15 protein-coding genes are annotated in these 15,107 nt (G+C 40.4%); 6 read left to right on the forward strand and 9 right to left on the reverse strand.

Going from position 1 to position 15,107, the window contains the following annotated elements:
- The first annotated feature begins 658 nt into the window (after positions 1-658).
- The 4 genes from thrS to rplT all read left to right on the forward strand — a co-directional run bounded on the left by thrS (position 659) and on the right by rplT (position 4,027).
- Entirely contained in the window at positions 659-2,605 is a 1,947-nt protein-coding gene (gene thrS / locus F0361_RS00005) for a threonine--tRNA ligase (RefSeq protein ID WP_154916612.1), read from the forward strand.
- A 24-nt stretch (positions 2,606-2,629) separates the two neighbouring features.
- On the forward strand, positions 2,630-3,184 hold the full coding sequence (gene infC, locus F0361_RS00010) for a translation initiation factor IF-3 (protein WP_394347770.1): 555 nt from the start codon (positions 2,630-2,632) through the stop codon (positions 3,182-3,184).
- 156 nt (positions 3,185-3,340) lie between these two features.
- Positions 3,341-3,538: a 50S ribosomal protein L35 gene (gene rpmI, locus F0361_RS00015; protein WP_099543236.1), complete on the forward strand. Its 198-nt coding sequence runs from the start codon at positions 3,341-3,343 to the stop codon at positions 3,536-3,538.
- A gap of 144 nt (positions 3,539-3,682) precedes the next feature.
- The gene (gene rplT / locus F0361_RS00020) at positions 3,683-4,027 is read left to right on the forward strand and encodes a 50S ribosomal protein L20 (RefSeq protein ID WP_138257704.1); all 345 of its coding nucleotides are present in this window, start codon (positions 3,683-3,685) and stop codon (positions 4,025-4,027) included.
- A gap of 65 nt (positions 4,028-4,092) precedes the next feature.
- Here rplT and F0361_RS00025 read toward each other — a convergent pair whose 3' ends face one another.
- Together F0361_RS00025 and F0361_RS00030 are read right to left on the reverse strand one after the other, a co-directional pair.
- Positions 4,093-4,362, reverse strand: a complete 270-nt coding sequence (locus F0361_RS00025; protein ID WP_154916613.1) for an EF-hand domain-containing protein — start codon at positions 4,360-4,362, stop codon at positions 4,093-4,095.
- A 27-nt stretch (positions 4,363-4,389) separates the two neighbouring features.
- Entirely contained in the window at positions 4,390-4,812 is a 423-nt protein-coding gene (locus tag F0361_RS00030; RefSeq protein ID WP_154916614.1) for a secondary thiamine-phosphate synthase enzyme YjbQ, read from the reverse strand.
- A gap of 88 nt (positions 4,813-4,900) precedes the next feature.
- On the opposite strand from F0361_RS00030, the gene F0361_RS00035 reads away from it, so the two are divergent.
- On the forward strand, positions 4,901-5,716 hold the full coding sequence (locus F0361_RS00035; RefSeq protein ID WP_154916616.1) for an HAD family hydrolase: 816 nt from the start codon (positions 4,901-4,903) through the stop codon (positions 5,714-5,716).
- 219 nt (positions 5,717-5,935) lie between these two features.
- Here F0361_RS00035 and F0361_RS00040 read toward each other — a convergent pair whose 3' ends face one another.
- The 6 genes from F0361_RS00040 to tgt all read right to left on the reverse strand — a co-directional run bounded on the left by F0361_RS00040 (position 5,936) and on the right by tgt (position 13,236).
- Positions 5,936-7,198 (reverse strand): asparagine synthetase B, encoded by a 1,263-nt coding sequence (locus tag F0361_RS00040; RefSeq protein WP_154916618.1) that lies wholly within the window; start codon positions 7,196-7,198, stop codon positions 5,936-5,938.
- Between the two features lie 122 nt (positions 7,199-7,320).
- Positions 7,321-8,871 carry a replicative DNA helicase gene (gene dnaB / locus F0361_RS00045; RefSeq protein WP_138257699.1) on the reverse strand — a complete coding sequence of 517 codons (1,551 nt, stop codon included), beginning with the start codon at positions 8,869-8,871 and terminating at the stop codon, positions 7,321-7,323.
- 166 nt (positions 8,872-9,037) lie between these two features.
- Entirely contained in the window at positions 9,038-9,991 is a 954-nt protein-coding gene (locus F0361_RS00050; protein ID WP_138257698.1) for an acetyl-CoA carboxylase carboxyltransferase subunit alpha, read from the reverse strand.
- 89 nt (positions 9,992-10,080) lie between these two features.
- A complete protein-coding gene (locus F0361_RS00055) occupies positions 10,081-11,037 on the reverse strand; it encodes a DMT family transporter (protein WP_154916620.1) in 957 nt (318 codons plus the stop codon).
- Complete coding sequence (locus F0361_RS00060; RefSeq protein WP_154916622.1) at positions 11,024-12,106, reverse strand: LptF/LptG family permease; 1,083 nt, start codon at positions 12,104-12,106, stop codon at positions 11,024-11,026. Before F0361_RS00060 ends, F0361_RS00055 begins: the two co-directional genes overlap by 14 nt.
- Positions 12,106-13,236 carry a tRNA guanosine(34) transglycosylase Tgt gene (gene tgt, locus F0361_RS00065; protein ID WP_154916623.1) on the reverse strand — a complete coding sequence of 377 codons (1,131 nt, stop codon included), beginning with the start codon at positions 13,234-13,236 and terminating at the stop codon, positions 12,106-12,108. Before tgt ends, F0361_RS00060 begins: the two co-directional genes overlap by 1 nt.
- A gap of 237 nt (positions 13,237-13,473) precedes the next feature.
- On the opposite strand from tgt, the gene F0361_RS00070 reads away from it, so the two are divergent.
- Positions 13,474-14,061: an outer membrane beta-barrel protein gene (locus tag F0361_RS00070; RefSeq protein WP_154916625.1), complete on the forward strand. Its 588-nt coding sequence runs from the start codon at positions 13,474-13,476 to the stop codon at positions 14,059-14,061.
- Positions 14,062-14,135: 74 nt separating this feature from the next.
- Here F0361_RS00070 and F0361_RS00075 read toward each other — a convergent pair whose 3' ends face one another.
- Positions 14,136-15,104, reverse strand: coding sequence for an FKBP-type peptidyl-prolyl cis-trans isomerase (locus F0361_RS00075; RefSeq protein WP_154916627.1), 969 nt, complete (start codon positions 15,102-15,104; stop codon positions 14,136-14,138).
- Between the last annotated feature and the right edge of the window lie 3 nt (positions 15,105-15,107).

The following is a 15,107-nucleotide window of genomic DNA, read 5'->3' on the forward strand; positions in this document are numbered from 1 at the left end:
CTCGTCCCAACGACCTCCGAAATATGACTCCCCGGCCCCGATTCTCTCGATCTAATTCTTTATATTCTCTACCATCGCACCCCCTTAAAAGGACGCGATTCTCTCCACAATATTTCAATGAACAATTCTGTAACTAGGCCGGCCCCCCGACCCCGTCATCGCCCAGTGTCTCACTAAGCGGGTGCAAATATACAACTGTTTTTTTACCTGACAACTTTTTTAAAAAGAAAAAAATATTTTTTTCAAACCATCAGAAAAAACAAAAAAACAATGAACGTTTTGCACTTTAATCTCATTAATCTTGCTTGAAAAATCCTGCTCGATTAACGGGCTGCAAATGTAAGCCTGTTTTTTAAATAACAAAGAAAAATATGCAGCTTTTTTAAACTTTTTCAACCTTAAACCATCAACCATCTTAAAATGAGATAATTGTGCAGTTTAAAAAAAAGGAAATTCAAATTAATTAAAAAATCAATTCGAAGCAATAAAAAACAAGAATGTTTACAGCCGGCATATACTATAAGGAAGTGCAACCTCTGCTCTTAACTTACTTTTAGTGAAATTGCAAAGAAGATAAGTAGCATTGAAACATTATATAAAGTACTATTGTGGGCATAACCACAACATATTATCTTTGCTGCCCGTATAAAACCAGATTATGATAGAGATTACCTTGCCAGATGGCTCCATTAAGGAATTTGAAAAGGGTGCCACCCCAATGGAAGTGGCAAAAAGCATCAGTGAAGGACTCGCAAGGAACGTAATTTCCGCAAAATTCAATGATATCACCGTTGAATGTTCTACTCCCTTAACCAAAAACGGATCTCTCACTTTATATACTTGGAACGATAAAGAAGGTAAAAAGGCTTTCTGGCACTCTACTTCGCATATCGTGGCCCAAGCTCTGGAGGAATTATATCCTGGAGTCAAACTAACGATTGGACCAGCAATAGAAAATGGGTTTTATTACGATGTTGATTTGCCCGAAGGCAATATATCCGAAAAAGACTTTCCAACAATAGAACAAAAGGCCCTTGAAATAGCTAGAGGAAAGCACGATTTTGAAATGAGAGACGTGTCAAAATCCGATGCTTTAAAATTCTATAAAGAACAAGGGAACGAATATAAGGTGGAATTGATTGAAAACTTGGAAGATGGCTCCATTACCTTTTGCGACCATGATACCTTCACCGACTTATGCCGTGGTGGGCATATCCCCAATACCGGTATAGTCAAAGCTATAAAAATATTAAGTGTAGCGGGTGCTTATTGGAGAGGTGACGAAAACAAGCCCCAGTTGACTAGGGTCTATGGTATTTCCTTTCCAAAACAGAAAGACCTTACTGAATATCTGGAACTATTGGAAGAAGCCAAAAAGAGAGACCATAGAAAATTGGGGAAAGAGTTGGAGCTTTTTACTTTTTCCCAGAAAGTTGGCCAAGGACTTCCTTTATGGTTACCTAAAGGTGCAGCACTTCGGGAGAGACTCGAACAATTCCTAAAAAAGGCCCAAAAGAAAGCGGGTTATGAAATGGTCGTCACCCCGCATATTGGTCAAAAGGAACTTTATGTTACTTCTGGGCATTATGCTAAATATGGCGAAGATAGTTTTCAACCCATACGCACTCCCAAGGAGGACGAAGAGTTTCTATTGAAACCCATGAACTGTCCCCACCATTGCGAAATTTATAATACACGTCCTTTTAGCTACAAAGAATTACCCAAAAGATATGCGGAATTTGGAACCGTATATAGATATGAGCAAAGTGGTGAATTGCACGGACTTACAAGAGTTCGAGGTTTTACCCAAGATGATGCCCATATTTTTTGCACCCCAGACCAGTTAGACCAAGAGTTCAAGGAGGTAATCGATTTATCACTATATGTGTTAGGTTCCTTAGGTTTTGAGGATTTCACTGCTCAAGTATCCGTTAGGGATTTGGAAAATCCCGAAAAATATATAGGCTCCGTAGAGAATTGGGAAAAAGCCGAACAAGCCATTATAAACGCCGCCAAGGAAAAGGGACTCGACTATGTTATTGAAAGTGGAGAAGCTGCCTTTTATGGTCCAAAATTAGATTTTATGGTGAAGGACGCCCTTGGCAGGCATTGGCAATTGGGCACGATACAGGTAGATTATAATTTACCGGAACGATTTGAGCTAACCTATAAGGGAAGTGACAACGAAATGCATAGACCGGTAATGATTCACCGTGCTCCATTTGGTAGTATGGAGCGATTCATCGCCTTATTGCTGGAACATACAGGAGGTAATTTTCCGTTGTGGTTAATCCCCGATCAAGCTATTGTATTGCCTGTAAGCGAGAAACACGAAAAATATGCTGAAAAAGTTTTAAAATCGCTAGAAAATAACGAAATTCGCGCCCTTATTGACAACAGAAACGAAACTGTTGGCAAAAAGATACGTGAGGCAGAAATGAAAAAGATTCCATTTATGCTTATCGTTGGCGAAAACGATGAAAGCTCCACTACGGTTTCCGTTAGAAGGCACGGAGGCGAGGATTTAGGAGCTATATCTATCGAAAATTTTTGTGACTTGGTATCTACAGAAATAAATAGTACCTTAAAGTCGTTTAAAGAGTAATGTTTAATTAAAAAAGAATAAGTCATAGCAATACGTAAAAGATTCAGGCCTCAACCAAGAAGGGAAAATAAAAACCCTCATAATATTAATGAAAAAATTCTTGCTCCAGAAGTAAGATTAGTTGGTGATAATGTAGAAGTTGGTGTATATCCGATAAGAAAAGCTTTGGACATTTCTAAAGAACTCGAATTGGATTTAGTTGAAATTTCACCCAAGGCGGATCCACCTGTTTGTAAGATAATCGATTATAAGAAATTCCTTTACGAACAGAAAAAAAGAGAGAAGGCCATGAAGGCCAAAGCCTCAAAAGTTGTTGTAAAGGAAATAAGGTTTGGTCCAAATACGGATGACCATGACTACGAGTTTAAAAAGAAACATGCGGAAAAATTCCTGAAAGATGGAGCAAAATTGAAAGCCTATGTTTTTTTTAAAGGCCGTTCCATAGTTTATAAGGACCAAGGTGAAATTCTACTATTAAAATTAGCTTCCGAGTTGGAAGAGTTTGGAAAAGTGGAACAGATGCCAAAATTGGAAGGTAAGCGAATGACAATGTTCATCGCTCCAAAAACAAAGAAATAAGGAGTATCGTTCTTTTAGAAAAAACGATGCATTATAATAAGAAACGCTATTAGTTATAAAACTGGTAGCGTTTGACATAAAAGTGACCCTTCTGCTCCGCTCAGGGTTTTACAAATGGAGCGTTGTAAGTGAGATTAATTAAATAAATAGGAGAAAATGCCTAAACAAAAAACAAAATCCAGTGCCAAAAAGCGTTTCAAGCTTACGGGTACCGGTAAAATTAAAAGAAAGCATGCGTTTAAGAGCCATATTCTTACGAAGAAATCTAAAAAACGTAAGCTCGCGTTGACACATGACACATTGGTACACCCAAATGATGTCAACAGTATTAAAGAACAATTACGACTAAAGTAAAAGTTCAAAGGTAGAATTATTAACCATGGAGTTAGGCCAATCAAAAAGAGTTAAAAGTTAAAGTTAAAAGTTAAGAGCCTCTAGAAAAACCTTGACATACTACGGATAACTATTTAATCGCCTACTACAAAAAAACAAGAAGAAATGCCAAGATCAGTAAATGCAGTCGCTTCCAGAGCCAGAAGAAAAAAGGTTATGAAGCAAGCCAAAGGTTACTTTGGAAGACGTAAAAATGTTTGGACAGTAGCCAAAAATGCGGTTGAAAAAGCAATGTTATATGCTTACAGAGACCGTAAAAACAAAAAAAGAACATTCCGTTCTTTGTGGATTACCCGTATCAATGCCGGTGCCAGACAGCATGGAATGTCCTATTCTCAATTCATGGGAAAAATCAAAGCCAATGGCATAGAGCTCAACAGAAAAGTTCTAGCCGATTTGGCAATGAATCACCCGGATGCCTTTAAAGCAATTGTAGAGCAGGTAAAATAAGTCAAAACAAATCTCACTTAAGAAAATCCGACCTCCAAAAGGGTCGGATTTTTTCATTTTAGATATCAAGCTTTAATCTTGGCAATGGCAGCCTTAAATTCTTCCCAATCTATAAGATCATCCCCATTTTTATCGTATCCTTCTATTAGTTTGGTTGATACGATACCCCTTAAAAAACCACTTATCTCTGCATCCTTTAATAATTGGACAATCTCTCCTTTGGTAAGTTTTCCATCACTATCAGTATCAAAAAATTCAAAAGCCTTCTGAGGTGTCTCGAAATGGTTGGTTATTAAAATCTGGATTTTATTTAAAATTGATTCTTCGGTGGTCATACTATTTTATTTTTTAAGAATTTGTATTTATATCCCAAAAATGGTGACAACCAACTTTCTAACGGAAGCACGGTTCCTATGCTCACAAAGGTATATCCCCTGCCAAATTCCCAGATTTAAACGCCCGTTTGAAATGGGAACTTGTACAGATGCCCCCATCAAGGAAGCTTTAATATGGGCCGGCATATCATCGGGACCTTCATAGGTATGTATGTAATATGGTGCATTTTCGGGCACTATTTTATTCAAATGACTTTCAAAATCGGTCCTTACAGTAGGGTCGGCGTTCTCGTTAATCGTCAAGCTTGCGGAGGTATGTTTTATAAAAATATGGCACAATCCTTTCTCAATATTTTGTATTTCGGGACAATTATCCAATACCAAATCCGTAATTAAATGAAAACCTCTAGGATAGGAGGGTAATTTGAACTCCTTCTGAAACCACTGCATGCTAAATTCTTATTAAATAAAGGTAAAACTTTACCCTTTGTCCATTAAATAGATATCATTGAAATATCTTTGTTCCTTACTCAATATTATGGATTTATCTAAGATACGGATGGTGGTTACCGATATGGACGGAACCCTATTGAACTCCAATCACCAGGTAAGCAATCGATTTTTCAAACTATTTGAAGGATTAAGATCCAAAGGGATTCTTTTTGTTGCCGCCAGTGGCCGACAATACAACAGCATCGTGGAGAAGCTTTATCCCATTAAGGACGATATCATTGTCATTGCCGAGAATGGCGGTTTTGCCAAACAAAAGGAAAGAGAAATAATTTCTACTCCTTTGAATAGCGATTATATCTTGGAAGTCCTTAAAACGCTTAAAGAAGTTCCCAATACGCATCCCGTACTTTGTGGAAAGCATATGGCCTACATTTCCGGGGAATCCGATGCCTTTGTAAAAAAACTAAAGGAATATTATACCGAGTTCGATATCTTGGAAGAGCTGACAATTGTTGACTCGGAAATCATAAAAATCGCTATCTATCATTTTGAGAGTTCAGAACAACATATTTATCCACATGTAAAGCATTTTGAGGATATACTGAAAGTGAAAATATCCGGGGAAAATTGGGTGGATATATCGAGTCCTAAAGCCCACAAGGGTTTCGCCCTTGAAAATGTGATGGAACGTTACAGCATAAAACCGGACGAAATTATGGTGTTTGGCGACTACAACAATGATTTGGAAATGTTGGCGCTTTCTGAATTTAGTTTTGCTATGGAAAATGCCCATCCCAATGTAAAAAAGGCCGCTAAATATAGCACTCGCAGTAATGATGAAATGGGGGTGGAAATTGTTTTGGAACAGTTACTCACAGAAAGGTGCAGGGAAATGCATTAGGGGCTGCACGGAAAAGTGAAAGGGTGAATTAGTGTGTTAGCGAAATAGTGGTTTAGTGCTTGCTTGATAATCACTTTTCGTTGCTCGCTAATCGTTGTTCGAAACCGACGAGCAGCCCAGTACTATATATTTCGCCTGCTCAGCATGAATTACTGGTTCTTACTGTGTTTCATTTTGCACTTAAACTTGTATTTGTATTTGAGCTTGTATTTGAACTTATCAAGTTTTCTGCTTTTTCTTTCGTGCAGCGGGGAAGAGGACATTGTTCAAAATCAATCGATAACCCGGTGAGGTTGGATGTAGCTCCAGTTCCGTTTTTGGGTCCCCTACCCTATGCTGGTAATCCTCCGGGTCATGACCCCCGTAAAACGTAAAAAAACCTTTTCCTTTAATACCATGGATGTAGCGGGCCTCCCCGTTCAACTTGTTCTCCCCAAGTACCAGGACCGTTGGTTTGATTTCAGACCGATTAAAGGCGGTGGTCTGGCCCATGAAACCCTTTACCAAGGAAGTATGGTTCTGACATAGCATAGTAGGTACGGCATCCCATTTGGCGGAAAAATCCATCAAGGAAAAGTAGTCCTGCTCCTTGGGAACATTCCCCCTTTTTGAGGTCATATCAATGGACGAAAACTCATATTTAACCGGACTTCTTTCCAAGGTAAAGTCCGTAAAGGCGAAAGTCTTATCAAAATCCAAACTCGCCTGATAATTAGGATCCGATGGATCGCCATCGAACATAGGCTCACAAATATCCACACCATCGGCTGCAAGGGCGATGTCAAAACTATCAGTTGCGGAGCACATGGCGAACATAAAACCTCCACCAATTACGTAATTCCTAATTTTAAGGGCAACTGCCAACTTTTCATCGGAAACCTTATCAAATCCCAATTTACGGGCCAACTTCTCCGCCTCCTTCTTACCTTCAATATACCACGGGGTAGCCCTGTAGGCACCATAGAATTTACCATATTGCCCTGTGAAATCCTCATGATGCAAATGCAGCCAATCGTATAAGGCGAGCTTATCGTCCAAAACCTCTTCATCATATACGGTTACGTAGGGTATTTCCGCATAGGTAAGGGCCATGGTAACCGCATCGTCCCAAGGCTGGTTCTCTTTGGGAGAATACACCGCAATTTTGGGAGCTTTTTCCAATATTACGGCATCCTGATTTTTGGAAGGACTGCTTATTTCATCCAGAATGGAATTTGCCTGATCATCCGAAAGTATTTCAAAAGAAACGCCCCTAATCTGGCACTCCTTGCGTATAAGCTCACCATCGGGCAACAAAAAGGAGCCGCCCCTATAATTGAGCAACCATTGCACTTTTTGCTGCTTGGAAAGTACCCAATACGTTATTCCATAGGCTTTTAAATGGTTCTTTTGGGTGTCCGCATCCATGGGTATCAAAATGGAAGAGGCATACCCAAGATGAGTGATTAAAAATAAAACCAGTAAAAGAAAAATTCTATGCATACCTCATAATTCAATTGGCCTTCTCTCAAAAATAAACGAAAAAAAACGCTCCTAAGTTTTCAGGAGCGTTAAAGATTTTAAAAATAAAGTGTTTGGACAGATACCTTTTAGTACCCTGAACTTTAAAATGGCACATCGTCATCATCATCTATACCCGTTCCTTGATTCATGGAACTACCAAAGGCATCGTCCGCACTTGGAAGGTTCTTTGTAGTGAAAGGGTTCTCCTCATTATCGTTCATTTTGGACTGGAACTCGAAGGGCGAATCGAAATCGTCCAAATTATCGAACTTACCTTGGCTACCAATAAATTTAAGCCTGATGTTGTCCAGCCCTCCGTTCCTGTGCTTGGCCACAATGAATTCTGCTTGGCCTTGGGTTGGGGTGCGTTCCTCATCGTCCCACTCCTCTATTTTATAATATTCAGGTCGGTATATAAAGGAAACGATATCCGCATCTTGCTCAATAGCACCTGATTCCCTCAAATCTGAAAGAATAGGTCGCTTACTACCTCCCCTGGTCTCAACGGCCCTGGAAAGCTGTGAAAGTGCAATCACGGGAACATTCAGTTCCTTTGCCAAGGCCTTTAGGTTCCTCGAAATCGTTGAAATTTCCTGCTCCCTGTTACCCCCTTTTTGACTACCTCCAGCGGTCATCAATTGCAAATAATCTATCATGATCATCTTAATGCCATGCTGAGAAGCCAAACGCCTTGCTTTTGCGCGCAGGTCAAAAATGGACAATGAAGGGGTGTCATCAATGAACAATGGCGCTTTTTCCAATGTTTTTACCTTTACGTTCAATTGCTCCCATTCATGCTTTTCCAATTTTCCGGTCCTTAACTTTTCAGAGGACAACCCCGTCTCAGAGGAAATCAACCTCGTAATCAACTGTACCGATGACATTTCCAAGGAGAAAAAAGCTACTGGCGTATTGGAATTGACCGCCATATTCCGGGCCATGGACAAAGTCAATGCCGTTTTACCCATACCAGGTCGTGCCGCTACTATGATCAAATCACTGGGCTGCCAACCGGAAGTCAATTTGTCCAACTTATCAAAACCTGAAGGAATTCCGCTCAAACCTTCCCTATTGGCAATTTCCTCGATTTTCTTCTTGGCCTGGATTACCAAATTCTGGGCGGTTTCCGCCGATCGCTTTAAATTCCCTTGGGTAACGTCGTACAATTTCGCTTCGGCATTATCAAGAAGGTCAAAAACGTCCGTACTTTCATCGTAGGCATCCTCAATAATTTCGTTGGAAATTTTAATGAGGCTACGCTGAATATATTTTTGAAGAATGATACGGGCATGGAATTCAATATGCGCCGATGATGCTACTTTTTGGGTCAATTTGATCAGGTAAAAATCGCCTCCAACGGCCTCCAATTTACCGGCCTTCTTCAATTGTGCCGAAACGGTTAATAAATCCACTGGTTGCGATTCCTCGAACAAAACGAAGATGGCCTCATAAATAAATCTGTGAGCATCCTTATAGAAAACGTCTGGGTGAAGGATGTCAATAACTTCATCGACCCCTTTTTTGTCAATCATCATCGCACCAAGCACAACTTCCTCTAAATCAACTGCTTGTGGTGGTATTTTTCCTCTTTCGAGGCTAATAATCGTAGATTTGTCAATCTTACGACCAACAAAAGGTTGTGTGTTCTCCATAGTGCGAAAATATACAATTAACCTTTAGTTAACTTTAATTGAGGCAAAACCAATGTTCACAGTTAACTAACATTTGCCTGTTAATAAAATACAATTTTATGTTGATAACATAAAAAAACCGAAGATGAAATTCTTCGGTTTAATGCCACGCTGTTAAAATGGTCGGTTATCCATTAAAAACACCCATGTTCGCATATTTTTCCATCCGCTGTTTCACCAATTCCTTTGGTGATAACTTTTGTAGTTCCTCATAATGGGAGGCAATTTTATTTTTTAGGATTTCAAAAGTCTTTTCCCTGTTGGTATGCGCGCCTCCAGCGGGTTCCTTTACAATTTCATCTATCAATTTCAATTTCTTCATATCGCTAGCGGTCAACTTCAAGGCCTCCGCCGCCCTTTCCTTGTATTCCCAACTTCTCCAAAGAATGGAGGAACACGATTCTGGGGATATTACAGAGTACCAGGTGTTCTCCAACATCAAAACCTTGTCTCCTACTCCGATTCCCAAGGCTCCGCCCGAAGCTCCTTCTCCTATAATTGCAACGATGATAGGAACCTGCAACCGGGTCATTTCCAAAATATTTCTAGCTATGGCCTCTCCTTGTCCCCGCTCCTCGGCCTCAATACCGGGATACGCTCCTGGAGTATCTATCAAGGTAACTACTGGAATGCCGAATTTTTCTGCAGACTTCATCAAGCGCAAGGCTTTTCTGTACCCTTCTGGATTGGCCATACCAAAGTTTCTGTATTGTCTTGTCTTGGTATTATAGCCTTTTTGTTGCCCGATGAACATGTAGCTCTGATCACCAATTTTACCTAATCCGCCTATCATGGCCTTATCGTCTTTTACATTACGATCTCCGTGCAGTTCAAGGAAGGTGTCGCCGCAAATGGCCCGTATATAGTCTAAAGTGTAAGGCCTATTCGGATGTCTCGATAATTGAACGCGTTGCCAGGGAGTGAGGTTTTTGTAGATTTCCTTTCTGGTTTCGTCTAATTTCTTCTCAATCTGTTTACAGGTTTCGGATACATCCACATCGCTTTCCTCACCAATGATCATACACTTGTCCAATTGCTCTTCCAGCTCCTTGATTGGAAGTTCAAAATCCAAATACTCCATAGTTTTCAATAAGATTTCGTTAGTTGCGTAGGCAAAGATAAAACTTTAAAAGGTAATCTGGCCACTGTCACTTACGCAATGGTTGCGATTTATTGGCCTGCCGACGTACCCCTTCTTCCAACTTTTGTTTTAAGTACGCTCTTCCTCGATTTTTCCGAGGCGAGTTTCTTAATGCTTGCCTTATTTTTTAAAATCCCGTTTAGGATGACCGTGCTTAAAATAAGCAACGCCCCTAGGTAAAAAAAGGGATTCATTTTTTCTTCCGAACCAAAAATGAACCATGCCAATAAGATTCCATAAACAGGTTCCAAGTTGGTAGTCAACATTACGGTGTACGGTGTCAAAACCCGCATAATCTTAATGGAGGCAATAAAAGCGTAGGCCGTACATATCAATGCCAAAACGAAAAGATACACCCAATCCATTGGACTTAAATAAAAGAAATCCGACGAATAACTTCCTTTAACACCCAAAATAATGGAAAGGAACAACACCCCTATACCCAGTTCATAGAAGGAAATGACCGAGGGCCTATGCTTTTTTACCAACGTTCCGTTGACCAAAGAAAATACGGCCGCCAAAAAGGCGGAACTTAATGCGACCAACATCCCGTAGGTATAGGAGGACTCCACCCTAAAAATCAATATAAGCCCGATAATGACCAAAATCCCAAAAAACACTTCATATCCTATCACTTTTCGATTAAAAATGAAAGGTTCCATCAATGCGGTAAAAAAGGCCCCCGTGGACATCATGGCCAATGCCACGGATACCGTTGAAATTTTTATGGCATAAAAAAAGGTGAACCAATGGGCGGCCACCACGATACCACCAAAAATCAGCCAGCCTAAGGATTTTCTGTCCACTTTCAAATCAAGGCGAAGCATCCTTATATACATCAGTATAAAAACGGATGCCAAAAGCATTCGGTACCAAACCAAGGGTAGGGAATCAATGGAAATCAATTTCCCCAAAATTGCGGTAAACCCCCATATAAAAACAATAAAGTGCAAATGGAGCAGGTTGCGTATCCTATCTCTTGGCATTTTGCAGCAGATAAAGGGCCAAAAGCCCAAAGAGTACGTTGGGAATAATAACCGCCAATAAGGGCGAGAAGCCGGACTGCTCCGCAAGGGTTCCAAACACCTTGTCAAAGAAGATAAATACAAAGGCGACCAATATTCCAAAGGCCAAGTTTACCCCCATGCCTCCCCTTCTTTTTACAGAAGAAACGGCCACCGCAATGATGGTGAGAATAAACGCCGTCAACGGCAAGGCCCATCGTTTGTATTTGACCAAAATATAGGTGTTGATATTGGAAGCTCCCTTTCTTTTCTGGTCGGCAATAAATTGATCCAGTTCAAACAGGTTTTTCGTTTCGGCTACGTAAGAAACAGGAGTTAAATCATCGATTTTAAACGAAAATATGGTATCCAGGCGACGTTTGCTCTCCAAGATGGCGGAATCCCCCACCATTTTCCGTTTCACATAGGAAGTCAATCTGTAATTGCTATCCTTTTCCACCCAACGTATATTCACTGCCGATATCTTGAAATCCAGCTTATTGTCCTCGTTGAACCTTTCATAGGTAAAATTATGCCCCAGCTGCCTGGCCGGATCAAAACTACTTACGTAAATGAAGTCCGTTTCGTTGAGTTGGTTAAATATATTGTTGGTAATCCTATCCTGCTTGCCGCGTTTCAAGTATTTGAACTTGAATTCATTGAACCCGATACTGGCCTGCGGAACGATGAACATGGTCATAAAGAACATGATTATGGCTATGATAGTGGCCCCAATCAAATAAGGTCGTAAGAACCTGCCATAGGATACCCCGGAGCTAAGAATGGCAACGATTTCCGTATTATTGGCCAGTTTGGAGGTAAAAAAAATGACAGATAAAAATAGGAAAATAGGAAAAAGTAGACTGCCTATGTAAATGGTGAAATTTAGATAATACATCAGTATTTCATTCAACGGCGCCTCATTGTCTATCATCTTCCCGATCTGTTCCGCCAAATTAACCATGATGCCAATGGGTATGAATAGAAGCAGCATCATGGCGAAGGTTGCCAAGTATCGTTTTAATATGTATTTATCTATGATCGAAAGCACTATAGTCTCTTGTCCATTTGTTTCACCATATTATTTTTCCAGCTATAAAAATCGCCCTCCAAAATATGCTTTCTAGCCTCGCGTACCAACCAGAGGTAAAATCCTAAATTGTGGATCGTGGCGATCTGTTTTCCCAAATATTCGTTGGCCACGAACAAATGCCGCAAATAGGCCTTGGAATATTCCCTATCCACAAAAGTAGTTCCCATTTCGTCTATGGGGGAAAAATCGTCTTCCCACTTTTTGTTCTTTATGTTGATGGTACCGTGGGCCGTAAAAAGCATGCCATTTCTGGCATTTCTTGTGGGCATTACACAATCGAACATATCAATGCCCAAAGCAATATTTTCCAAAATATTGATGGGCGTTCCCACTCCCATGAGATATCTGGGTTTGTCCTCTGGAAGGATTTCGCAGACCACTTCGGTCATGCCATACATTTCCTCGGCAGGCTCACCAACGGAAAGTCCGCCGATGGCATTTCCCTCCGCACCTGCGTTGGCTATATATTCCGCGGATTGTCTACGCAAGTCCTTATAGGTAGAACCCTGTACGATGGGGAAAAAGCTCTGGGAATAATCGTAGACAAAGGGGGTCTTTTCCAAATGGGCGATACATCGGTCCAACCACCTGTGGGTCATGTGCATGGACCGTTTTGCATAATTGTAATCACAGGGATAGGGTGTGCACTCGTCAAAAGCCATTATGATATCGGCCCCAATTACCCGTTGGATTTCCATTACGTTTTCCGGAGTGAACATGTGCATTGAACCATCTATGTGGGATTTGAACTTTACCCCTTCTTCCTTTATTTTTCGGTTTCCCGATAATGAATACACCTGATAGCCCCCGCTATCGGTCAATATATTTCGGTCCCATCCCATAAATTTGTGAAGTCCGCCCGCTTTCTGGAGAATATCGGTCTTCGGCCTTAGGAACAAGTGATAGGTATTCCCAAGAATTATATCCGGATTTATCTCCTCCCTCAACTCCTTCTGATGTACTCCCTTAACGGACGCTACCGTACCCACAGGCATGAAGATGGGGGTTTCGATTGTACCATGATCGGTAACCAAGGTACCTGCCCGTGCCTTACTTTGGACATCCGTTTTGTGTAGTGTAAATTTCAATATGCTCAAATAAAGATGCAAAGATAATGAACTCCTTGGCTCCAAAACTTAAGAAAAACCAAAGAAGGTTTTAGTTATCAAGTTAATCTTACTTCTCGATGCGACCACGGAAAAACCAAACCTCTCCTAACTTCGCCGAACAATAAAAGAACTTTACCCTCCGTTCTGATGGTATAACGAGAAAGGAAACAATTGGTATTGTTCTTGATACTAATGTTTCAATAAAATAAGACTATTATGAAAAAAACACTTTTTCTTACTGTTATGCTTTTGACCGGTCTGACCGCAATGGCACAAAGCGGTTCTGGATTCGGAATCAAGGGAGGTTTAAACTATGCAGGAAACGGAAACTATTTTGATTCCACCCGTGACGCTTTTGAGAATCCGGATAAAAACTTGGGGTACCATTTCGGAATTTTTGGAAAATTAGGTGATAAAATATATGTACGACCAGAACTGGTCTATACAAGTATAACTTCCGGTTATGATGATGGAGACTTTAAAATGAAAAAATTGGATGCACCCGTATTATTGGGACTAAAGGTTATAGGTCCCTTACATGTCTTTGCCGGACCTGCATTCCAATATATTTTGGACACCGACTTTGAAGGCGTCACCTTGGGAGATGTTGAAAGCGATTTTTCCGTAGGTCTAAATATAGGTGCCGGGGTCAACTTGGGCAAACTGGGTATTGATTTACGATACGAAAGAGGGTTTAGCGAAAACGAAGTAAATTTCATTAACACGAATGGTGGTATTTCCATAAATGACCGAATCGATACCAGACCAGACCAACTTATTTTGAGTTTGTCCCTGAAATTATAACATAAGGTTTGATTCCTTAAAACAGAAAAGGCTCCCAATATTTGAGAGCCTTTTTTTCTATAAATGTTCCTGAATTAGGAATCCCTATCCAAGTGGTCTGGAGTACCATCCCCATCCGTGTCCTTAAACTCGACAAAATTCCCTTCTTCGTCCAACACAATTTCTTCCCGTGTGGGAATACCATCCGCATCATCGTCCGTATCGTTGTAATTGGCCAGAAATACATTAAACTCAGTATCCCCATCTGTATTATCATTATTTAAATTTCCATCTCCATCTATATCCTCCAAAATAGAGGGGATACCGTCCCCGTCAAAATCGGTATCTTCTTCGAATGTAAAAATGTCCACTTTGAAAATCAATGGTGCGTAAGCTGGTATTGATGAACCAGAACCACGATTAAAATAGGCCAACCCCGATGGGATAAAAATAGCTCCGATACCATAATCAGAATATGATACCGTGCCATCTCCATTCACAATCAAATCTGTTCCAGATTTAAAATATTCTACACCGTTTCCAAATCCTTGTACCACCCCAGATAGATTGAATGTAATTGGCTGATTACTGGAAGCATCAAACAAGGTACCATCCAAGAGAGATCCTTCGTACCTCAATACTACGTTATCACCAATAGTAGGGGTATTTTCTGAAGTTCCTTGTCTTGCAATAAGATAATAAAAAGTATGTTCAGCAACTTCTTCATCACTTACTCCAAAACCTGCAGATGCCACAGTAATCTTTTCCATGCCAAACTCTATACCAGGAAGGGAGCCACTATCTAAAATAGAGGTTTTACCCTCATTATCACCTGCGATTGTATCAAAACGTATTTTGAAGTCGAATCCTTCTTCAACATTTTGAAATTCCTCGTAATTAAAAAAGTGGGTGCTCAAGAATTCCCGTATCTCCGCATCGTCCTCGGCGGCAACCTCTATTATTGATCGTGGAGGTACTATCGTCCCCGGTGAATCATCGTCTTTTTTACAAGACCAAATAATTAAAAAAACAAGCACAAATACCCCTATGTTTTTCAATCTCATCAG

The sequence above is a fragment of the Maribacter flavus genome (genome assembly GCF_008386635.1).
Taxonomy (GTDB): domain Bacteria; phylum Bacteroidota; class Bacteroidia; order Flavobacteriales; family Flavobacteriaceae; genus Maribacter; species Maribacter flavus.